The sequence below is a fragment of the Clostridium sp. OS1-26 genome (assembly GCF_030915445.1).
Taxonomy (GTDB): Bacteria; Bacillota; Clostridia; order Clostridiales; family Clostridiaceae; genus Clostridium_AM.
Genome location: NZ_CP133264.1, coordinates 2,726,577 through 2,748,724, shown reverse-complemented (window position 1 = coordinate 2,748,724; position 22,148 = coordinate 2,726,577). Strand labels below are relative to the sequence as shown.

The window sequence follows — 22,148 nt, the reverse complement described above, 5'->3', positions numbered from 1 at the left end:
AAGATATGATTTATCTTTAGCAAATTGCAGCAATTCTAAATAAATTCATGTGACTAATGATATTATGCTCAAGTTTAATAAAGCTTAAGCTAAGAATCCTGTTTATCTGCTGGAAAAATTAATCCTATCTGCCTTCTTGCTTCATACATTATTTCCATCACTGATTGTGAAGCTTGAAGATAATTAATAGTAGCGTCTATGTTTCCTCGATGTATTAAATTTATAAACTCCTGTGTTTCATAGCACATATCTTCCTCAATATGAAGCTCTGTTAAGTCCTCTTCCTCTCCGTTCCTAAGTACTATTTTTACTCTTTGAAAGTTATTTATACCTTCAATTATTATACTGCCATCTTCCCCTTGAATTTCTGATGGTAAATATGAATTATTAATTTTCGAGTAAAATACTACCGAATCCATATCATCATATTTAAACAGTATACTTCCTTCTCCATCAACACCAGACCCTAGCATTACAGCGTTTGCTTTTATTTCTTTTGGTTTACCAAATAGATTTACCATAGGATGTATACAATAAACTCCTATATCCATTAAAGCTCCATTAGACAGTTCAGGTTTAAAAGCATTTAGCACTATCCCCTCTTTATATTTATCATATCTTGATGAGTATTGACAAAAATTTGCAAAATATCTTCTTACCTTGCCTATTCTATGTAAATTGTCCTTAACCACCTTAAAATTAGGAAGATATATTGTTTTTATAGCTTCCATCAAAACCACATTATTCTTTCTAGCTGTTTCTATCATCTCAAAAGTTTCTCTTGAATTTGATGCAAAAGCTTTTTCACATAATACATGCTTTTTGTGATTTAAAAATAATAGAGTATACTCTCTATGAAAAGCATTAGGCGATGCAATATAAACAGCATCGATTAAATCGCTTTTTGCCATTTCTTTTAAACTTGTAAAAGTATGCTGTACACCATACTTTTCGGCAAAAACTTTTGCTTTTTCTTCAGTTCTTGAATAAACTGCATTTAATACAAAATCCTTAACATTTGCTGCACCTTTTAAAAATAAATCTGTAATATTATTTGTGCCTATGACTCCAAATCTTATCGCTCTCTTTTCCATCTATATTCATCCTTTCTATGCCTTCTCAACATTTCTATTATTTTACCACCAGACCTAATTTACTGCAATGTAACAGTTATTTTTCTACCAAAATAAAACTTTAAAGCAATAGTCAAATATAAAAAGGTATCTCACCTACACTTGAGATACCTTTTTAAACCTATATTTCTTAAGCCATATTAGGATATAAAAGCTTAAGTAATTTTCCTTCTATTGTTCCGTAAAGTATAGCAATTTTATCTTTAATAAGTATTTTGTAAAAATAATTTACAAACGCAGAAATTGCAATACCTCCAACTACATCTATAGGAAAATGATGTCCCACATAAACTCTAGAAAAACTTACCATACATGATAAAGCAATTAAAATACGTCCATATACTTTAAACCAATTGTTTATACCTAGTGCTATACTCATAGTGCCTATTGCATGATCACTTGGAAAAGATGCATCTGCCACATGTGAATATAATAAGTTTACTTTAGTATGAACAAATGGTCTATTTACATAGTATAGAAGCCCTATAGAAAAGCTTATCAGAAGATTTATTGCTGTTAGTGCAAAGATATCTACTGCAATACATCTGATTCTTATATCTTTTTTTATTATTCCCATTATATACACTCCTGCTAGCACTGCCATAAAAGCTATAGGGACATATTTTGAAAATATAATCATAATTTTATCTAAGACTATATTTTTGTAAGCTAATCCATTTATAAGATTAAATATATACATGTTCATTCTGTTCCACCTCTTCTTATCTCAAGTAATTTTCTAATCTAGTTCATTCAACAGATATATTTTCTCAATGTAACATTAAAACTAGATTAAACGTAAATTAAAATTAAATTAGATTATTTTAGAGGCAGAGTAATAGTTATTTTTGTTCCCTTTCCCAATTTACTGTTAATAGATATAGTTCCGTTATGTATATCTATTATCTGTTTCACAATAGCTAAACCTAGACCACTTCCCCCTGTTTTTTTAGAACGAGCTTTATCTACTCTATAAAATCTATTAAATAGATTAGGTATTTCTTCTTCTGGTATACCTATTCCAGAATCTTCAATAGTGATTTTAACGCTATCTGCTTTTGCACTAGAATTTATTATTATTTTTCCATCTTCCTGTGTATACTTTATACTATTATCAATTACTGCTCTCAACGCTTGTTTTATTAATCTAAAGTCAGCACAAATTGTTACTGAATCATTTTTCTCACCTAATATATTGTGATTTTGAGCAATAATGTTGCTTTCTTTAACTAGTTCATCAATCAGGTTTTTTAAGTCAAACTCCTCTTTTTCAAGCTTTACAGAATTATTATCTCCTCTGGCCAGAAAAAGCAATTTTTCAATAAGGTTTGTCATATTTGCTGTTTCATTTTTTATAATATCAATCGCTTTTTGAAGAACTTCCTTATCTTCTTTTCCCCATCTATCTAATAAATTAATATACCCTTGTATTACCGAAATAGGTGTCCTAAGTTCATGAGAGGCGTCAGATACAAAATTATTCTGACTTTCAAAAGACTGCTCAAGCCTTTCAATCATTTCATTAAAGGTTTTTGCAAGTCTCGCTAACTCATCTTCGGCAGTGTTAACCTCAATTCTTTTATTTAATCCCTGTATGCTTATACTCTGAGCTGTTTTTGTAATTTTATCTATAGGCCTTAATATTCTTTTACTTACAAACATTCCTGAAAACAATGCTACAACTATACCGATGGCATCTGATATAGCCATCATAATAAAAAGAAGTTTCAAAAAATGGTATTCATGCTCCATATCTTTGACAACTAGTAGTTGAACTGTTCCCCTATTTTTTGTATCTATAGAATTATTTTTATAAACCAAATGTCTTTCGCCTTTTTCTAATTTTAATGCCTTTCCCGAGGAATTTTGCTTTGGCATACTTATATTCCATCCAGGCGATACGTTAACTGTATTTCCTTTATCATCAATTATCTTTACGTATGTGTTTTCTTTAGGGCTTATCCCTTGTAACAAATCTTTACCTTGTAAGTCTAGGCTATTCTTTTCTAACTCTTCAATTTTATCAATAACCCCATTGCTGGTATCGTTAACTTGTCTAATAGACTGTTTAACAAGAAAATACTTGACTCCATATAAAACAGACCCATTAAGTGCTATAAGCACTATAGAAAATACTACTGCATATACTAAGGTTATTTTTAATGATATTTTTTTTAATCTTAAAATTTTATTTTTCATTACTATGCTCCCTTATTGTATAACCAACTCCTCTTACAGTTTGGATTAGCTTATCTTCAAAAGGGTCATCAACTTTACTTCGTAAATATCTAATGTTTACATCAACAACATTTGTATCACCAAAATACTCATATCCCCATACCTTTTCCAATATTTGATCTCTGTTTATTACAATTTCTTTGTTTATTAGAAGATATTCCAGCAAGTCATATTCTTTTTTTCGAAGTTCTATATGTCTACCGCTTCTTGTAACTTGATGCTTATCTAAATCCATAATTAAATCTTTTGCTTTTAATATAGATTTACTGTTCTCATCATTTTTTCTTCTTAAATTTGCTCTAATTCTGGCAAATAGTTCATCTATTATAAAAGGTTTAGTCATATAATCATCTGCACCCATATCAAGTCCTGTTATCTTATCTGATAAATCGTCTTTTGCAGTAAGCATAATAATTGGTATATCTGAGAACTGTCTAACTTTCCTGCAAACTTCAATACCATTTATCCCTGGAAGCATAATATCTAGCACTATTAAGTCGTAGGTATTTTTCTTAACTTTATTCAACCCCTCTATACCATCAAATGCAACATCGGCTATATAACCCTCATGGTTTAATTCTAATTGAATAAAGCTAGAAATACTTTCCTCATCCTCAATTACTAAAATTTTATAGTTGTTCATATGCCCTCCCTTTAAGTCTCCTATAGATATATTGTTGAGTTGCAAAATTTAATCATTTGCCTAATATATATTACCTATAGGTAAACTTGTCTAGAAATTAATTTTATTTTTTCTCATAGATACATTCAACACCAATCCTAGTGCCATAAAATTAGCTAGTATAGAGCTACCTCCATAACTCATGAAAGGCAATGTAATACCAGCTACTGGCATGATACCAATTGTCATTCCTATGTTTTGTAAGATTGAAAATAAAAATGAAGATGCTGTGCCTACACATATAAGTCGTCCCATAATGTCTTTAGACTCTTTAGCTAGTTTAATCATTCTATAAATTAATATACCATATAAAACCAAAAGTAAAATTGCACCTATTAGTCCCCATTCTTCTCCTACTACAGCAAAGATAAAATCTGTATGAGCTTCTGGAATAAACCCTCCTGCTACCTGAATTCCTTTTAAAAAGCCAGCTCCAAGTACCCCTCCAGCTCCAATACCTATTATAGACTGCGTTATTTGGAACCCTGCATCTAGCTGATATGCTTCTGGATTTAAAAAAACAAGTATTCTTTCTTTTTGATATGTCTTTAAAAATCCTCCGAACCATACAAGTAAACTAAATGGAATTAAGCTTAGAAATCCACCTATAATAACTTTTAAATTTAGACCAGAAATAAAAAATATACCTAGGGTAATAAAAAAACAAATCAGTGTCATGCCTATATTAGGTTGAATAATTATTAATATCATTGGAACTAATGCATATATGGATAGCTTAAAAAAATTCTTAGGATTGTTAATATCTCCATCCATTTCATCCAAGCTTTTTGCAAGCAATAAAATTAGTCCAAATTTTACAAATTCTCCTGGCTCAATTGCTCTGTTTCCTATTCTTATCCAGGATGCAGCTCCTTTTACTGCTCTACTTGTTACGTCGTTAAATAGCAGCACTATTTCACCAGCCCAAAAGATGGGCTTTGAATATATTCCTATAAGATTATAATCAGGAATTAATATCAAGTACACAACAATTATTCCAAGAAGTAACCACATAATTTGAAGTTTACCATAATAGAAACCTTGTTTTAAATGGGTTACACTATATATATTTATAATTCCAAATATAGTAATTAAGGCACCAGTAATAAGCATAGTAAAATCTAATTGTTTTAAAAGTTTCTTATTAATTAAAAATTTATTCATGTAAAAATCCCCCGTAAAAAGTCGAAAACTTTATTTAAAATAATTATGCATTACTATATAATCTTAATCAATGATTATTGGAATTTTTAATCTAAATTTAATCTGCTTATTTTACCCTATTTATACTGACCTTCAAATCTCAAGAAAATACCTACCCATCTATCTTCTTCTCTTGATTTAAAATGAATAAGGACTCCTCCATCTTGATATTCACCGTTATTAGATATCCATTCTTTTTTTGAGAACTTCCCTGATTCATATGCACATCATGAATGCCTCTTGGACCCCTTTTCTTTAAATTCATAAATCGTTCTTCTCTTGTTTCTCCTTCTTTTGTTTCGAATGAATATAAATCTCCAAAAATATAAACATCTGCATCCTTCCTTTTAGCTTGAGTAATATGTTCATGCAGTTCGTGGTTCAAATCAATAGTAGTAGGGACAGCTTTGAATTCATCCATATTAAATAAGTTACTTCTTATATAATCTAAGGCTATTGTATTTTCTTTATTTTCTTCCTGGTCATAATTAAATATCTTTATTCCGTAGTCTAATCTTGATAGTTCTTTTAATGAGAACTTTTTCTCATCCTTCACTTTTATATCTTCTTTAAACAAGTATTCTAATTTTGGGGTTTTTCTTCCTTCATGAGATCTAACATTAACCTGAACCTCAATATTACCACTATTGAAAGAAAATTTCTCCTTTTCCATATATAATGTTTCAGCATGCATCTTAAAATAATAATGAAATACCCCTCCTAATTTTTCATAACGACATTGAACATCTCCTTCTAACCTCAGTCTTCCCTCTTTTTTCGGAATCTCACAACCAATGCTCGTAATAGTTTTCGCTTTTGCTTTACACACAACGTATATAGGAACAGCCACGTATACACCCCCATATCATTTCATATGTTATCTTATTAATTTTCTCTCCAGTTATGTATATTATTATACGATATTTTCTAATATTGTTACATTTTTAAGGCAAAAGGAACAATTTACATTTCCATAAATTAGATTTATAATTTTGTTTATGAGCTAAGGCATTTTCCTAAAAATAACCAGTCAGTATTATATTGATCTTGTTATTTTTGGGAAGATGCCTAAATCCAGATTATAGAGTTTAAATTCTATAATAACTTGGAGGTGTTAACGTTAATGAAAACGGTAAATTTTAAATATTCCCTGCTGATTACCATATTTCTATTTCTTTCTATGCTCATAGCCTGTGCTAAACCCTCGCCACAAGTGAATTTACCCAAGGACGAAGAAAAAATAAAACTTAGATGTGCAATGTCCTCGGAAGATAACGCCAAGTTAGAAGTATTTAAAACTTTTGCGGCAGATATAAAAACCCAATTTCCAGACTATGATGTAAGTTTTAGTTTCATAAAAGGTGATATACAGAGCTATCAAACAAAAATTAAAGTACTTTTATCCTCAAATGATAAACCTGATGTTTTTTTCTCAAATGGAGATGGGTTTTCTAATGAACTTTTATCTGCAAATGTAGTGCAACCTGTAGATAAATACTTAGATGAATTAAAATTTTGGAATATGGTTATTCCTTCAGCAAAGGCCGATGGTTCCGACGGTCATATATATGCAGTACCCTTCGAGGAAGTATACTATCAAGTGATTGAAATAAACACTGCTTTATTTGAGCAAAACAATATTAAACCTCCCACTAATTTTGAGGAATTTAAAATTGCAGTCTCTACATTTAAAGCTAAAGGACTTATGCCTATAGCCCTTGGTGGGAAAGATGGAAGAACTGTATATAATGTGATTGAAGGTTTTGCCTGCACCATTGATCCGCAAGTTACTCAAAAGATTATAAATGGTAAAGAAAAGTTTTCTGATGAGTCTTTTAAAGAAGCTGCCTCCAGTGTAAAGGACTTAATAAACATGGGAGCCTTTGGAGACAATCCTAAATCCCTTACAGATGCAGATGCTGCTAACCTTTTTTATTCAGGCAAGGCTGCTATGTATTGTACAAGTTCCTCAGATTTTAAGATATCTAATCAAAAACTTAATGGAAAGTGCAGATTACTTTATTATCCTTATATAGGAAAATCAAAGTCAATTGTCTCTAATAATCTAGTAGGTGGATTACGAAAGAATTCAGGTTTGTTTATTTCGTCAACCTCAGAGCATCCAAAAGAAGCAGTGAAGTTAGCAATAGAAATGTCCAAGTATTATAATAAGTATTTATATGAAAAGCAAGGTAATCCTTCCGTCATTTATATTCCTAGCAAGCAAAACTGGAAACTACCTAGTAATACTCCTGTATCCTTACAGCAATTTACGGAAGATTTATCTATTAATAAAAATATTACTATTGGCTTACTTCAAAATAATATAAATGTTAATGCATCAAAGGCCGTAATTGAAGATTCATCGGTATTTATGACCGGTCTTCTTTCTGTAGATAGCTATACTAGAGAACTTGATAATGGATTAAAGTTAAAATAACATAGTTATTTTCTGGAGATGGTTTTAGTGAACAACTTAGAAGTAAAAATACCCACCCCCCAAAAGAAGTATAAATTAATATTATTAGTATCAATAGTACTATTACTTATTGTTAATGTAATAGGCTTTTATTTGGGTAATATGTATTATCAAAAAATATGTAGGATATCTATTAATAGAGCCAATACAGATATTGGGTACTACAAAAATAGCTTTAACTTTAAACGGTTTGAAACCCTTGAATCTTATGATATATCTATAAAATCCAGTTTTGGATATAAGCTTTCTGGCACATATATATTTAATTCTAAGCCTACGAATAACACTGTTATTATAGTTCATGGAATTACTGCAAGTCGCTGGGAGTCGATGAAATATGCTGACATGTACCTTGATATGGGCTTTAATGTAGTTGTATATGATTCAAGATATCATGGCAAAAGTGGAGGTAATGATATATCTTTAGGTTTCTTTGAAAAAACTGACCTTGATAACATAGTTAACTGGGTAAGATGGGTAACCCCTAATGCTATATTAGGTGTACATGGTGAGTCTCTTGGTGCCGTTACTGCATTGCTGCAGGCAAACTTAGATCAGGCGAAAAAAAATGTAAGCTTCTACGTAGTAGATTGTCCATACTCTGATATTTCGGAACTATTAAGTATGAAACTGGCTGGAGATGAAAAACCTCATTTGGAACTTGCTTCTGGATTTATCCTTTTCTATGCAAACATTGTGGCACTTAATAAATCTGGATTTTCATTATACGCAGTGTCTCCTATAAAAGCAATAAAAAACATCAAAACCCCTGTAATGTTTATTCATGGTAGCAATGACACCTTTATACCAGCATCAATGTCCTTAGAATTATATCTAGAAAAAACAGGCCCTAAGACTATATATATTTCACCAGATGCTGAACATGCTATGTCCTACTTCACCAATAAAGCTGAGTATACTGCAAAAGTAAAGCAATTTCTTATTCAAAATAAAATTATTTCTTAGTTTCTTATAAAGGTACTAGGCCGAAAGTTAACTTATACAAAGGGATACGTTAACTTTCAACCTTTAATCCCTATAAAACCAAATTTTTTATATGCAAATCTTTTTCTTTTCTCAAGTCTATAAATTCTCCTTCATCTAATAGAAGTGGTCTTGATAAGTCATTTACATGTATTTGTATTATTTTGCACACTTTATCTGTATCTAATAGTACATTTTCCCCTACATAATAGTTTATTATATGTTCTATAAATATCTTACAATATTCATAATCCAATCTTCCTAAGCTCTCTTTTTGAATTGTTTCTAGAGCTGCAAAAGGATCTTCTCTCTTTTTATATACCCTATTTGAGTTAACTGCATCAAAAGTATCTGCGATGGCAATTATTTTAGCAAAGGAATGTATTTTATCTCCTTTTACCCCTAAAGGATAACCAGAACCGTCCAATCTTTCATGGTGCATAAGTATGCCATAAGCTACTGAATTATGTAAGTATGGTATTTCTTTTACAAAATTATAACTAATGACAGGATGCTCTCTTATAATGGCTTTTTCTTTTGTTGTTAAAAATCCCGGCTTATACAATATATTCTTATCAATTTTTGTCTTCCCAAAATCATGTAAAATGGCTGCATAGGTTAAAAATTTTATTTCTTTTTCATCAAAGCCTATCCACTTACCAAGTATAGAGCTTAGAGCCGCTACGTTAACAGAATGTTTGAATATGCAATCATTATCGCTTCCATAAAGCACTATATTCTTTATTACAGCACTAGGTGAATTTAATTCTTCCTCGACCTTGTTTGTGAAATTCCTAATTTCAGTTATATCAACTTTTATTCTTCCATCCATGCTCTCAAATATTTCTTCTACATTATTTGAGAATTCGTCAAAACTTCTTTTAACTTCTTCTACAGTTTTAATTCTATTTATTGTAATATTCTCATCTTCATAATCATCTTCACTATAAACCATTATTTTATATTCAAAATATCTATCTTTTAATCTCTTTATTAAATCATCAGTGAGTTCCACTCCTTCGGAAACTAGCACTATATTTCCAGACTTTATTTCTTCCGCTACTATCATTCCAGATTTCAGTTCATGAATTCTCATAGAAACCTTTTTTAATTTCATATTTTGTATACCTCTCATACACTGAAGTTAATTTATTATACATTTTAGTAAATATTAAGAACTATTAATATAAATTCATAAAAAATTCATCTTTAATCATTAATTCTACAAAATACATTAATTTCCTCTAAAATTTTAAAAAGATTATATAATTTTTTATATTCATTATGGAACAACTTTCTTTATTTATCGTCTAATATAATGAAAAGACGATAAAGGAGGCAATAAAAATGCTAAAAGATTTAATATTAGCAGGGGTTATAGTAACTTCTGTAATGACATCCAATACAGTTTATTCTGGGACAAACACTGAAAACAGAAAAACTACAGGAGGTGATTTAAGCTATATTACAGTGGCAGATGCATCCATGTATAATGGTAAAATAACCGATGTAAAGAAAACAAAGGATGGATTAGATGTAATGATATCAAAGCTTGGAGAGAGTAATTCTCCCCTTAACTCATTAATTTTTCATATAAATAATGATACAAAACTTAATGTAGAGAAGGAAACTTTAAAAATAGGAGACAGAGTAAACGTATTTTTTTCTGGTGCTGTTACAAGAAGTATACCTGGTCAAGCTACTGCAATTGCTATAAACCTGTTAAAAGAGGATTGTATATATGAAGGACAAATAGACGAAGTAATAGATAATAAATATGGTAAATCAATATCTGTGGTATCTGACAGTAAGAGCTCTAATTTTGATAAAATAATATTTAATATAAGCGATAAAACAACTTTCAATAATGGCAGCCTTTTAGATTTGAAGAAAGGTGTTAAAGTTAGAGTAGTTTATGGACCAGTAATGACAATGAGTCTTCCACCTCACACTGCCGCTTTAAATATAGAGCTTGTAAAATAAAGGATAACTTTCCCTGAAGCTAATAATTCTTTTATGTACTAAAAGAATTATTGAAGAAATGTAGCTAAGGTGCAAGCAAAAATTGCCTGCACCTTAGCTATTCGTATCTTAAAGCATCTATAGGATCAAGATCTGCTGCTTTTTTGGCAGGGTATATTCCGAAAAATATGCCTACTGCTGATGAAAACATTATAACGCCTACTATTACTAATGGTGAAACTACTGGAGTTATACCTGCAAAGAGTCCTATTAAGTAAGCCCCTAAAATACCTAAAACCATTCCGATTATTCCGCCAATAACAGATATAATAACGGATTCCGTTAAAAATTGAAGAAGTATATTTAGCGTAGCAGCACCTATCGCCTTGCTTTTGCATAACAGGCGATGAATATTTTACCGATGGAATTCTTTCCTTAACCTGCCTTACATCATTTAAATCTATGTAATCACTTTGAGAAGCTTTTTGAAGATTTACCTGGGGCTTTTATCACTGCCTCTTGGCCTACCTTCACTTTATCTGCATCATATTTTCCAAGAGATACCTGCGCCTTTAAATTGCTTAAGTCTTGAATTGCACTTTCAGTCTTTTCTCTTAGTTTTTCGATATTTTGCAAGTCCGCTGCTGCTTCATCATATTCTTCGATATAAACCACCATATACGAAATAACAAAAAGTAAAAACCACCAATTAGTTAAATGACACTAACTGGTGGTTAAGTAGATCCTAACTCATCGGAAAAACTATTTGGTTCTATTTGAATTTTCATCACCCTTTCTCTTTAGAGTTCCCGACTAATAACTATATGTCGAGGGTATTACAACCTTTAGATATTAACTGATTTTTAACATATTATTATAAAGCTAATTCTTATTTGTACTAAACATATTCTATATCGATGTCTTTAGATGCCTGTACAACAAACTCATTATACAACGCTATCGCATGAGTATCATCGTATAGATTACATTAGCCAAATACTTCCTATTTGTACTACGTACGTCCTATAGTCTGATACTACTAGACGCTTTGTACAATCTACATAAAGACTACTAAATACCTGAGTTACTACTTTTTGATGAATTAGAATCTACTAGAAGTAGGGTTATCCTTCTTCTTGAGTATATTATATCACTTATTTTTCTAAAATTCAATATATATTCAGAATATTTAATTTATTTTATATTACCTTATCACACTCCTCATCATCTTCTATGCAAGGCAGTACAACTGTAAATTTTGTTCCTTTTTCTAATTCACTTTCTACTTCTATTCTGCCTCTATGCTCCTTAATAATTTTATAACAAAAATTTAATCCTAAACCTGTGCCATTACTTTTAGTTGTATAGAAAGGTGTGCCTATTTTCTCTAAGGTTTCTTTAGACATACCATGTCCATTATCAGTTATTTTAATAAACATTTCATTTGTCTTTTCATTATATCCAGCTTCAATTTTTAGTTCAGCATCTTTAACTTCAGCCATTGCTTCAACTGCATTTTTGCAAATATTTAGTACGACCTGCTTTACTTGTGCTTCATCACAAAGAAGATATCTTTCTTCTTTCGATAGTTTAAAATCTATATTTATACCGCTTATAAGAGAGGATGTAATAATTAAGCTTTTTATAGAATAAACTATATCATACATTGACACTTCTTCCAATTCAGTCTCTCTTGGTTTTGATAAGGATAAAAACTCACCAATTATTCTATTTACTTCATCAATTCCTTTATTCATTTTTTTAGTATATTTCTTTATTTTATCTTCTTCTGTTAATGTATCTATTATTTGACAACTTCCTTTTATGGTTGTCAAATAATTTCTAGTTTCATGTACAATTCCTGCCCCCATTTGCCCTAAAAGTGCGAGTTTTTCCTGCTGCATCATCTTTTCCTGTTGTTCTTTTAATTCTGTTATGTCAGAAGCAACTACTATTAAACCTATTAATTCGCCATCTATATTATATATTTTAGATAAATTATAAAGTAATCGTTTTTTCACCTTATTAGTAGTAGTAATTTCTATTTCATAATTTTTATATTTTATATTGTTAATATCTTCTTGTCCGTATTCTTTATCTATATGTATTTTAAGCGTTGATATATGCTCATTAACATCCATGCCGATTATATTCTTTGCAGGTAATCCAACTACCTTTTCATATTCTTTATTACACATAATTATTTTATTATCTCTATCTACCATCATTATTAACTTTTCTATGGAATTTAATATTGTTTGGGTTTGAAATTGTAAGTTTTCAAGCTCCTGTTCTTTTTTTATATCATTAAGTAGTACTAAAACTCCATTATGTGTCTTATGTGAAGTAACCGCGAGCTTAATATGATCACCATTTGAAATTTTGTAGGTTTTTATAATTCTATTTATACCCTTTTGATTTTCTAATGTCTTTTCATAAACTGTCTTTCCATAATGTTTTTTATTTGAAAACATACTTTGAATTTCTTCTGAAAAACAGCCATATAATTTATCTCTGTTACAAACAAAAATCTCCTCAAATTTTTTATTTACATACTCAAGCCTACCAGTATCATCATACATTAGTATAGCTATGGGCAATGCATCAAGCAAATCACTTAAATTTTCGCTTAAATGTTTTAGCTTATTCTTATTCTCTTCCAATCTCTCATAAGGATATGTTATAGTACTGACAAAAACTGCCCTATAAAAATAATAATAAAATAATATTTTTAAAACGTGCCCATAGGTGCTATAGAATGCTGTCATTACTTTAAATGATGCAAAAACTAATTCAGAAGGAATGATTATAAGAAGTGCCATGAATATATTTCTATATGAAATAATGTTCTTATTGCTTAGATTATCTTTTAAATTGTAAACGCTAACAATTGTTAAAACAATTATAACATATTCGAGTGCAATTTTGCTAGGAGTTGCCCCTTCCTTTGACATCATAACAGGTAAAACACCTGGAAAATACATTATGATTATAGATGTACCAAAAGAAAGCAAAACAGTGAATATAAACCCAATCCATTTATCAATCTTAGTTATTTTAATTTTTAATGATACTGTTGCTAGGACAATTGCTTCAACCAATCTTCCTATCATCCAATATCTTGCAGTTAAATCAGAGCAAACTTGATTAGGTGTTTGAGCATTCAAGAAATAGTAGGTATGAAACAAATTAAAAATTGCAACTGAAAGAAAGCCAAATCCTATAAAATGATTTAAGTTTAAAGTCTTTTCATAAGTATTCCAAATAAGCAAAAATGTTGCTAGCGATATAAATACACATGTCAATTCAAGTATAGTGTGGAATAAATACATATCTCTTTTCCATAGCGTCTGCGAAGCTATAAATGATGCAGCTAAGCTCGTCAGCAATATAAAAATGTACTTAGAAATCATTTGGTGGTTATCTTTAGTATTTGTATTAATCATTTTACCCCATTTCCCCTCCTTAATGCACTAAGCCTCGTAAAATTACAAATTATTCCTATAAAAATCATAGCACACTTTTCTTATTAAGGAAATACAATCAAATATTAAGTAAATGTCTTTTAAAATCTATATAATAAAACATTCATCAATTATAGCTGTGATTAATATAATATTCTGTAACGTTAAAAATGGAGGTTAGCATAATGGATCAACTAAGTATAATTAAAAGCAATGCTGAAATAAGAGAATCAGCTCGAAAACAATTGGTAGAAAGATGGGGCCCTGCAATTTTAGCCTACTTTATAATTACTATAATTGTAAGTTTACCTGGAGCAATACCTGATATAGGTTGGGTAATCAGTCTACTAATAGCAGGTCCTTTTGCGCTTGGTCAAGCTATTTATTCAATAAAATTTAAACGTGGAGAACAGGTTTTCATAGAAAATATATTTGACGGTTTCAAGCGTTTTAGCGCAGCCTTTGTACTACAAATTCTTATATCACTATTTGTATTTTTATGGTCATTACTATTGATTATTCCAGGAATTATAGCATATCTGGGGTATTCCCAAGCTTTTTATATCCTAAACGATAATCCTGGGCTCACCGCAACAGAAGCACTAAACCGCAGCAAAGAAATGATGAAAGGGTATAGAGGAAAGTTCTTCATGCTTCAATTGAGCTTTTTAGGCTGGGGAATATTGTGTATATTGACTTTAGGAATAGGCTTTTTATGGCTGGTTCCTTATATGAATATATCCTTTGCTAATTTTTACGACAATCTTAAAAATGCACATGGTTCATTTTAAGTATTATAGATATACACCCTGGATGCTTGACTTATTAGCGTTATTATAGGGGTACCTCTTCTATTCTATCAGATGTACCTTTATGAATACCTATGGTTAAGTCAAGCATCAAAGTTTTTTATCTATAAATTAACTTTCGGCCTTGTAACCCTATATATTATCTGTCTAGATGATTTACATATTTCCATATAATAAAGTCCTTTAAGGACTTCTTTTTACTTCTAATTTCTTCAAGTTCCTCAGCAGTGGTGTTGTTTAATATATATTGTTCAAATTTAGCAGCATCTTCTTCAGTAAAGTTGTCTGCTACAATCCATTTGTAACCCTTATTTGCTATCACTAGTAATAATGGGTCTATTGATTTTTCACTAAGTATTTTTTTAGCTTCATTAATATCCATTTTATCACTCTCTTCTCTATATTAAGCAAAATTAAATGTTATTTTTCATTTAATAAATTTTCTCTACGAAATTATAACATTAATATATGTTTATTGTCATTATTGTCGTTAAATCTGATAATTAAAGAGTAAGTTAAAAGAATGCCTACATTGTAGACATTCTCTCTTATACAGAAACTTTATTTTTATAAACTCTATAAGCAGCAACAGAAACTATTACAAAAAAGAACACAGATGATATCTGCCATAAAGTTGGACCTGTTGTTATAGTTATAGGACTTTCTGGCGCCCAGTCAACCACACCTTTTTCATCAGACTTAAGAACAAACTTCACTTCCTTATTTACTCCATCAAGTCCTACAGAAGCTAGAGGAACTCTAAATTCTATTTCCTTAGCACTATTATCCGAAGAAAAAGTGCTTTCTAATTGTTGTCCATTAAAACTTACTTTTACCACAATGCCATTGTGGCTGCTATTACTTGTATAGTAGGTGGTTATATCAAACTGAGGTGCATATACAGGCTTCGTTGAACCAAAAGGATACTGCGGCTGTGTTGGCCCTTTTGTTCCATTCAGCATAACTACATTAAAATGCCAAGGTTCTGATTTCTTTGCTGATTGCCTTATAACATGCAAATATAGATATTTGTCATCCGCATAATACCCTACCCCTAAAAAATCTAACCAGGGACTTTTTATATCATGTTTAGAATCTTCTACATAAGGCTTACCGATCCAATCCTGAAAGTTACCATCAATTACAATATTAGTAGAATCAGCCGCTAGCACCCTCGCAGATAGCGTAAACATAACTAACAGCAGTACAAATACAATTCTAACTATATTTTTCAATAAAACCGCACCTCCTAAAGATTTCTGCTTACTATAGGGTTCCTAACTAGAAAGTTAACTTATACAGAGGGATATGTTTCCAAAGCTAAAGATAGATTTAAAAACTTTGTGCCAGTCTTAGTGAAGGGTTTTAAGAGAATCTTAGAACTTTAGAGTTGTTTGAGCGCAGCGAGTTCTCGAAAGTTCTTAGGTTGTCTTGAAACACAAGCTTTAGAATGGCTAAAAGTTTTTAACGTGCTGAAGCTTGGAAACATATACCGGCGTATAAGTTAACTTTCGGTCAAGTAACCCTATAGTCTTGCAAGCAGAATTAAACTTCTGCATACAGTTCTCCAAACATTCATTTTACTTGCTCCACCTTTTAGCTGATATTTCAATACAAAAGGTACTTCTGCTATTTCAAAACCTTCATTGTTAATCTTTACAAGAAGTTCTATCATACATGCAAAGCCCTTTTCAGCCACAAGTTTTCCTCTATGCTTCTCTGACAAAGTCCTAAGTGACTCTAAAGTATACAGCCTATATCCGCAGGTATAGTCTCTAACATTAAGTATTCTCAGCGTTAATGTATAAATTATCCTCGCTCCACAGGATAAAAGTTTTCTATAAAATGATAATCCTTCAATTTTTGAACCCTTTCTATATCTTGAGGCTATTACGCAATGAAGTTTTTCCTTTTTTAGCTTGTCTACCATAGAAAAAATATAATAGGGTTCATGGGTCATATCACTATCCATAATACAAAGATATCCTTTTTCCTCTTGTGATACAGCATAACTTATTCCAGTATTTATTGCTTCTCCTAAACCTCTATTTTCTTTATGTTTTAGTATGGTAATATTATCATAGGACTTCTTTAATCTTTCAACGATATTTAAAGTGTCATCACTACTTCCATCATCAACAACTACAAATTTTAATAAGAGTTCCTTTTCACACAGTTTTCTTTCTTCCATATTCCATGCTTTAATTAATTTTTCTATATTATCTTCTTCATTATAACAAGGCAAAACTACATACAGCGTATCTTTATTCATTATTTATCCAATCCTTTATTTTATAATATAGTTTTAATCTTTTGCCTAGTTTTTCTGTCACAACTTTCTTCTCCTCTGTAAATGTTCTACTATTCCATGCAGCGTATTTTTCAACAGAGTTAATTATTCCAGCTACTCTCATAAAGAACACTATAAACCTGTACATAGGTAATAGGAATATAGTATACCAATGTTTATTCATGTAATTTATGACCTGCTTTAGTTCATTTAAATATAGCTTAGTAACTAGAAAATATATAAAGGAGTTAAAAACATAAACCATATACATTATTATATTTGCGCCTACAATAAGCTTTAGTGGATAATCAAGGAATATCAGATATATCATGGCAAATATCCATATGAATCTTGGAAATACAAAGGTATGATCCTTAATCATTGTGTATTTCAAAACATTTCTAAAACCTCTATTACTACTAATATCCTTAAAAAGAGAAGAAACCTCCACCTGCCCCCTCTGCCATCTTTGTCTTTGTATATACAGCTTGTCTAAGTTATCAATTGGGTCAACATAAAAGAAAGCATCTTCACATAATGCAATCTTTCCTTTTAAAAATTCTCTTATTTGAGATGTCATGTGAGTGTCTTCTCCAAGGGTTTCATTGTTATAAAGCTGAGTTTTTAAAACAACATCCTTTCTATAGCAAGAAAAAGCACCTGCTAACGTAAACATGGTATTACTGTAGGATTGAAATCCTCTTCCCACTAAAAAAGCTTCCGTATATTCAAAAAGCTCACAACGTTGAACAAGTCTAAGTGAAAGTTTTTTTGTTTTTTCAATCAAATTATTGTCTATTAGCACAACTCCTGTCATTGCATATATCTCAGTATTATTTTCAAACTTTTCTACAACCCTTTTTATGGCATTTTTGTCTAAAGTTCCATCAGAATCTATATTTATAATATACTTACCTTCTGCCATATAAAGCCCTTTATTTAATGCCTTTGCCTTTCCCTGTGATGAGTCTATCCACCATAATCTTAATCCGGGATTTTGTTCTTGAAAGGAACAAAAGACTTCATATGCCTTATCCTTTTGTCCATTATTTATGAGCAAAACCATTATATTTTTAAGCGGATAATTCTGCTCTACAATTGATTTAAGGCAGCTTGCTAGAGTTTTTTCTGAATTATACAAAGGTATTAATAAAGTTACATGAGGAAGATATTCTATATCCTCTTTTTTTCTTTTAAAATAACCGACAAAAACAACAAAACCACTTATAAGACCGGATATTATATCTACAACTAAAGGAATTACAAGCCATATTCCCCAAAATACAAATTCTCTTATTAAATTATTTTTCACCTTATATCCCCAACCTTTTGATACTTAAGCTGCGTAGATGTAAATACAAAATAGTAAAGTATAATCATAAGTCCAAAGAATAGGAGCCTTGCAAACAACGTATGAGCCATGTAAAATGCTGAAGCTCCAAAGACTTTTGTTATCAAAACAATAAATAATACTCTTATTATATTTGCAATAAATATATACGCATTACCTACAATAGTTAATAAAAGCTTTCTAATATTCCCCCCAAAAGGAAAAAACAATGCTAAAGAAGTGAATACAAGCATCTCAATTACACCTGAACATTCATAATTTATTAGCATAGATACTATTCCACTTTTTGTATCCATAGAAACTATTGAATTTTCTTTAAAAACTTGAAAATACTTTGTACTGCTTCCTATGATGTTCAATGTATTTGATATTAAAATGTTTAAGTTTTTTTCTAGGTATGGAAGGAAAAATACCATACTAATTGTAAATGCTCCTATGCTTCCAGCTAAAAACTTAAAGAAATTCATTTTTGTATTTTTAAACAAAATTAAAGCTAAAATCCATAGTAAAACTACTATCAATAATAAACTAACTTTCTGCATAATCCCTCCCTACAGTTATCCTTCAAATCCTTTTTCACGCCAATATTTGTAAAACATGGTTTTTTTAATGCTTCTAAAGCTTTTAAAGATAATCATTCTGTACTTTCCGCTGCAACTTTTCTTCTTTCTCTTCTACGCATTTTTCTTTTCATATTTCTATCCCTATCAATCTTAATAAGTATTGATAAGGCTGCTATCAAAGTTAAAGATACTATAGATAAGGTTATACCAGTATTTAAATAAGGATATATTATCTTCATTTCAAGTTTTGGTGTCTTTAAGTAAATTAGATTGTCCAAAACTTCATAGCTCCCATTTAATTTTGCAAAGCTATCTAGAGCTGCTATCGGAACAATCACATTAGGAATATCACTCACTATACTTAATACATTGTTTTCTCTTTTAACATCTATTTTGTGAACTTCTCTTTTAGGAAGTTCATCTGCTTTTAAATTCAAGGCATCTTCTAAAATTTTCACTGTGCCTCCATCTTTAGTTAAAAAACTGTAATAAGGTATATTAAGTCCCATAAAAGTTAAATTATCGTTATCCTTTTTCCCAACATAGTTGAACAGCCTTGAATTTAAAACCTCATAACTTTCATTATTTTCTATTCCTTTTAGAAAATAAGTTTTCCACTCGCTATATTCCTCAGGAAAGTTTTTCGTTTTAAGGCTTTCTTTTTTATAATAAATTTCACCATAGTTATTCTTAATCGTAATTGGTTCTCCATTTACCCCTAAAAAACTTTCTTCAAGCCCTGTAGCATCAATTACTACCTTTATTCCACTTCTCGATAGTTTTAAAACTAAATTCTCTGCTGTTTTTTTATCCTTATACTTAAAGCCTGATAAAAATATAGCCTTTTGCTTTTTAGCTCATCGAAGCTGTAGTCATCTAAAAATTCTTTATCTCCTATCTGAAACTTTGGAAAAATGTACGCTATATTAGAGGCATATGAGCCAATTGCTATTCCATCATAATTTACAGTTGTACCAAACCTGCTCATCACAGGATATTTATAAATAATATTTCCACTATCTTCTTCATACTTTTTATACCCTACAGCATCCGCATCATTTTGAAGCTTATTAAAATCGGTTATTAAGCTTTTCTTTACAACAAGAGTATCAGCTCCCAGTTCTAATGATCTGTCAAACATTAATCCATAGTAGCCATTTTCAAGGGCAGTGTTTAACATAACAATATTTTTAGAAGTTGTTGCTCCTTGCCATGCCCATCCATACACCTGATCTCTTACCCCTTGAACACTGTTATATCCAATATAGTAGCTTGGAAAAGAACCATAAGTTGAGTTGTCCAAGACCCCTACTCTTTGAGAAGCTATTTTTGATGCAGCATCCATAGTTTTTGCTATATCTAATGGAAACTGTCTATTAAAGCCTAATGTGTAAAAGGAGCAGGCCGAATCTATTACTAATATGGAAATAAGCATTACTAAAACACTTTTCCTTAAACTTTTCCAGAATATAATTCCCATAAGGATCATTGCCATGGAAATAGCGGTAAATCTCCTCATCCACAAGAGCTGATTCATAGGAATCTTTTCCAAAATTGGTAGTACAGCTTTTGTAGTTCCAATAAGTATAATCAGTGATGCAATGAAGGAGGCCCTTTCATTTTTCGTAGACATTAGAAGTCCAAAAACTGCCACAATGGCAAATGCTAATCCAAAATAATAGGTTTCAATATCAGAAAATCTCAAAAATGGATTAAGAGAAATAGTAAGTGGATAACTAAGTGACCTCATCACTTCTGAATTAGCCCCTTTATCTATGGCCATTATTCCTCCCTTTAAAGCTGGATACAACCAAAAGGAGGATAACATTATTCCGAAGAAAGCATAAGTAAGCACTACTATATTTGTAAATATTCTTTTATTTATAATTGAATCCACTGCTGCAAGTATAAGCAAAGATATTCCCGTCATTGCCGCTAGCATCGCATGTGCTAAAGTTATTATGCCCATGAGAAATGCCAATGCTAGGTAGTCTTTGATTTTATTCTCTTTCAATGCTTTATAATAGAAAAAAAATACGAAGGGAATTAACGAATTAACAATAACATAAGGTATGTTCCCTTCAGAAAAAATAATTCTTAAATTATAAGGCACAAAGAACCAAAGGATAGCAAGTACCAATGCAAGGTTCTGCCTCTTCGTGTAATATCCAAAGCATAGCCATCCAAGCCCTCCCAGTATAAACACAAAAGCTACAAAAACATTAAAGGTAGTAATAATATTATTAGTAAGTAAATTAATAATTGCCAAAATGTAATAAGGTAGAGGGGCCCAATACCTGTAAGGTTGTACTCCATTATACCAACTCTCATTGTAGTTCAATAAAAAGTTACCCTTTTTAAAACTATCATATAAAATATTCCCCTTAAACAGATGGCCAAAGGTATCTGACCCCCAGGGGTAATGTCCTGTTCTATTTATTAAAACCAATACAAATAGAGATGCAATGCTTAATATCATAAGATTTCTTAAAAATACTAATTTATCAAACTTTTTATTAAGTTTATTGAATTGATTCCTCATTTCTACTAACTGTTCTGCAAGCTCCACATTACTGAGTTTTTCTTTATCGACCTGCACTGCATCCCCACCTCTCTTCTATATAAAGCTTTTATTCCTCGATTATATATGTTCTTGTTGGATTTTCACTAATCTCCATTCTTCTAAAATACAGATTTTTATCATTTATAAGGCTCTTTATATCTACATAAAGCACCTTTCCTATATTCTCCATAGTGGGGTTAATCTCTTTAAAAAACTGATGTTCATTTAAATACTTATTTTCATAATTTAAGAAATAATTTTCAAGCTCATTTTCAAAATTAGTGAAGTTTACTGTATCACTCTCCTGAGATCCAAATAAAACCACAATCTCCCAGGTATGTGGATGAATATTTGAAGATTTTCCATTAAAAATTACAGAATGCTTTGCATTGAGATAAAACTTAAATTTATAGTAAGTTTTCATAAC

20 protein-coding genes and 3 pseudogenes are annotated in these 22,148 nt (G+C 30.6%); 4 read left to right on the top strand and 19 right to left on the bottom strand.

Annotation, left to right across the window (positions count from 1 at the left end; all coding sequences use genetic code 11):
- Window positions 1–89: 89 nt before the first annotated feature.
- The 7 genes and pseudogenes from RCG18_RS13405 to RCG18_RS29045 form a co-directional block, all read right to left on the bottom strand.
- Window positions 90–1,094, bottom strand: coding sequence for a Gfo/Idh/MocA family oxidoreductase (locus tag RCG18_RS13405; RefSeq protein WP_308041759.1), 1,005 nt, complete (start codon window positions 1,092–1,094; stop codon window positions 90–92).
- Between the two features lie 169 nt (window positions 1,095–1,263).
- Window positions 1,264–1,839 carry a phosphatase PAP2 family protein gene (locus RCG18_RS13400; RefSeq protein WP_308041758.1) on the bottom strand — a complete coding sequence of 192 codons (576 nt, stop codon included), beginning with the start codon at window positions 1,837–1,839 and terminating at the stop codon, window positions 1,264–1,266.
- A gap of 113 nt (window positions 1,840–1,952) precedes the next feature.
- On the bottom strand, window positions 1,953–3,332 hold the full coding sequence (locus RCG18_RS13395) for an ATP-binding protein (RefSeq protein ID WP_308041757.1): 1,380 nt from the start codon (window positions 3,330–3,332) through the stop codon (window positions 1,953–1,955).
- A complete protein-coding gene (locus RCG18_RS13390) occupies window positions 3,322–4,014 on the bottom strand; it encodes a response regulator transcription factor (protein ID WP_308041756.1) in 693 nt (230 codons plus the stop codon). The genes RCG18_RS13395 and RCG18_RS13390 overlap by 11 nt, the downstream gene beginning before the upstream one ends.
- Before the next feature lie 90 nt (window positions 4,015–4,104).
- Entirely contained in the window at window positions 4,105–5,217 is a 1,113-nt protein-coding gene (rodA, locus tag RCG18_RS13385) for a rod shape-determining protein RodA (protein ID WP_308041755.1), read from the bottom strand.
- Window positions 5,218–5,333: 116 nt separating this feature from the next.
- Window positions 5,334–5,405, bottom strand: a complete 72-nt coding sequence (locus tag RCG18_RS29050; RefSeq protein ID WP_374119140.1) for a hypothetical protein — start codon at window positions 5,403–5,405, stop codon at window positions 5,334–5,336.
- Between the two features lie 68 nt (window positions 5,406–5,473).
- Window positions 5,474–5,929: pseudogene (locus RCG18_RS29045) on the bottom strand (DUF2278 family protein); the annotation flags it as partial.
- Between the two features lie 450 nt (window positions 5,930–6,379).
- On the opposite strand from RCG18_RS29045, the gene RCG18_RS13375 reads away from it, so the two are divergent.
- Together RCG18_RS13375 and RCG18_RS13370 are read left to right on the top strand one after the other, a co-directional pair.
- Entirely contained in the window at window positions 6,380–7,696 is a 1,317-nt protein-coding gene (locus tag RCG18_RS13375; protein ID WP_308041753.1) for an extracellular solute-binding protein, read from the top strand.
- 27 nt (window positions 7,697–7,723) lie between these two features.
- Entirely contained in the window at window positions 7,724–8,701 is a 978-nt protein-coding gene (locus RCG18_RS13370; RefSeq protein WP_308041752.1) for an alpha/beta hydrolase, read from the top strand.
- A 70-nt stretch (window positions 8,702–8,771) separates the two neighbouring features.
- Here RCG18_RS13370 and RCG18_RS13365 read toward each other — a convergent pair whose 3' ends face one another.
- The gene (locus tag RCG18_RS13365) at window positions 8,772–9,836 is read right to left on the bottom strand and encodes an HD-GYP domain-containing protein (RefSeq protein WP_308041751.1); all 1,065 of its coding nucleotides are present in this window, start codon (window positions 9,834–9,836) and stop codon (window positions 8,772–8,774) included.
- 230 nt (window positions 9,837–10,066) lie between these two features.
- Between RCG18_RS13365 and RCG18_RS13360 the strand changes: the two genes are divergently transcribed.
- On the top strand, window positions 10,067–10,702 hold the full coding sequence (locus RCG18_RS13360) for a hypothetical protein (RefSeq protein WP_308041750.1): 636 nt from the start codon (window positions 10,067–10,069) through the stop codon (window positions 10,700–10,702).
- A gap of 97 nt (window positions 10,703–10,799) precedes the next feature.
- Here the strand turns inward: RCG18_RS13360 and RCG18_RS13355 are convergent.
- The 3 genes and pseudogenes from RCG18_RS13355 to RCG18_RS13345 all read right to left on the bottom strand — a co-directional run.
- Window positions 10,800–11,069: pseudogene (locus RCG18_RS13355) on the bottom strand (ABC transporter permease); the annotation flags it as partial.
- Window positions 11,070–11,149: 80 nt separating this feature from the next.
- Entirely contained in the window at window positions 11,150–11,359 is a 210-nt protein-coding gene (locus tag RCG18_RS13350) for a hypothetical protein (protein WP_308041749.1), read from the bottom strand.
- Between the two features lie 521 nt (window positions 11,360–11,880).
- The gene (locus RCG18_RS13345; protein WP_308041748.1) at window positions 11,881–14,127 is read right to left on the bottom strand and encodes an MASE3 domain-containing protein; all 2,247 of its coding nucleotides are present in this window, start codon (window positions 14,125–14,127) and stop codon (window positions 11,881–11,883) included.
- 203 nt (window positions 14,128–14,330) lie between these two features.
- On the opposite strand from RCG18_RS13345, the gene RCG18_RS13340 reads away from it, so the two are divergent.
- Window positions 14,331–14,936: a DUF975 family protein gene (locus tag RCG18_RS13340; RefSeq protein ID WP_308041747.1), complete on the top strand. Its 606-nt coding sequence runs from the start codon at window positions 14,331–14,333 to the stop codon at window positions 14,934–14,936.
- A 157-nt stretch (window positions 14,937–15,093) separates the two neighbouring features.
- Here the strand turns inward: RCG18_RS13340 and RCG18_RS13335 are convergent, their stop codons facing one another.
- The 8 genes and pseudogenes from RCG18_RS13335 to RCG18_RS13300 all read right to left on the bottom strand — a co-directional run bounded on the left by RCG18_RS13335 (window position 15,094) and on the right by RCG18_RS13300 (window position 22,145).
- Window positions 15,094–15,336: a hypothetical protein gene (locus RCG18_RS13335; protein WP_308041746.1), complete on the bottom strand. Its 243-nt coding sequence runs from the start codon at window positions 15,334–15,336 to the stop codon at window positions 15,094–15,096.
- Between the two features lie 166 nt (window positions 15,337–15,502).
- Entirely contained in the window at window positions 15,503–16,189 is a 687-nt protein-coding gene (locus RCG18_RS13330) for a hypothetical protein (protein WP_308041745.1), read from the bottom strand.
- A 290-nt stretch (window positions 16,190–16,479) separates the two neighbouring features.
- Complete coding sequence (locus tag RCG18_RS13325; RefSeq protein WP_308041744.1) at window positions 16,480–17,226, bottom strand: glycosyltransferase; 747 nt, start codon at window positions 17,224–17,226, stop codon at window positions 16,480–16,482.
- Window positions 17,219–18,556 (bottom strand): TIGR03111 family XrtG-associated glycosyltransferase, encoded by a 1,338-nt coding sequence (locus RCG18_RS13320; RefSeq protein ID WP_308041743.1) that lies wholly within the window; start codon window positions 18,554–18,556, stop codon window positions 17,219–17,221. Before RCG18_RS13320 ends, RCG18_RS13325 begins: the two co-directional genes overlap by 8 nt.
- Entirely contained in the window at window positions 18,553–19,137 is a 585-nt protein-coding gene (xrtG, locus tag RCG18_RS13315; protein WP_308041742.1) for an exosortase family protein XrtG, read from the bottom strand. The genes RCG18_RS13320 and xrtG overlap by 4 nt, the downstream gene beginning before the upstream one ends.
- Window positions 19,138–19,229: 92 nt before the next feature.
- Window positions 19,230–19,667: a hypothetical protein gene (locus tag RCG18_RS13310; RefSeq protein WP_308042138.1), complete on the bottom strand. Its 438-nt coding sequence runs from the start codon at window positions 19,665–19,667 to the stop codon at window positions 19,230–19,232.
- Window positions 19,668–19,706: 39 nt separating this feature from the next.
- A pseudogene (locus tag RCG18_RS13305) lies at window positions 19,707–21,637 on the bottom strand (6-pyruvoyl-tetrahydropterin synthase-related protein); the annotation flags it as partial.
- A 151-nt stretch (window positions 21,638–21,788) separates the two neighbouring features.
- Window positions 21,789–22,145 (bottom strand): 6-carboxytetrahydropterin synthase, encoded by a 357-nt coding sequence (locus tag RCG18_RS13300; protein WP_308041741.1) that lies wholly within the window; start codon window positions 22,143–22,145, stop codon window positions 21,789–21,791.
- Between the last annotated feature and the right edge of the window lie 3 nt (window positions 22,146–22,148).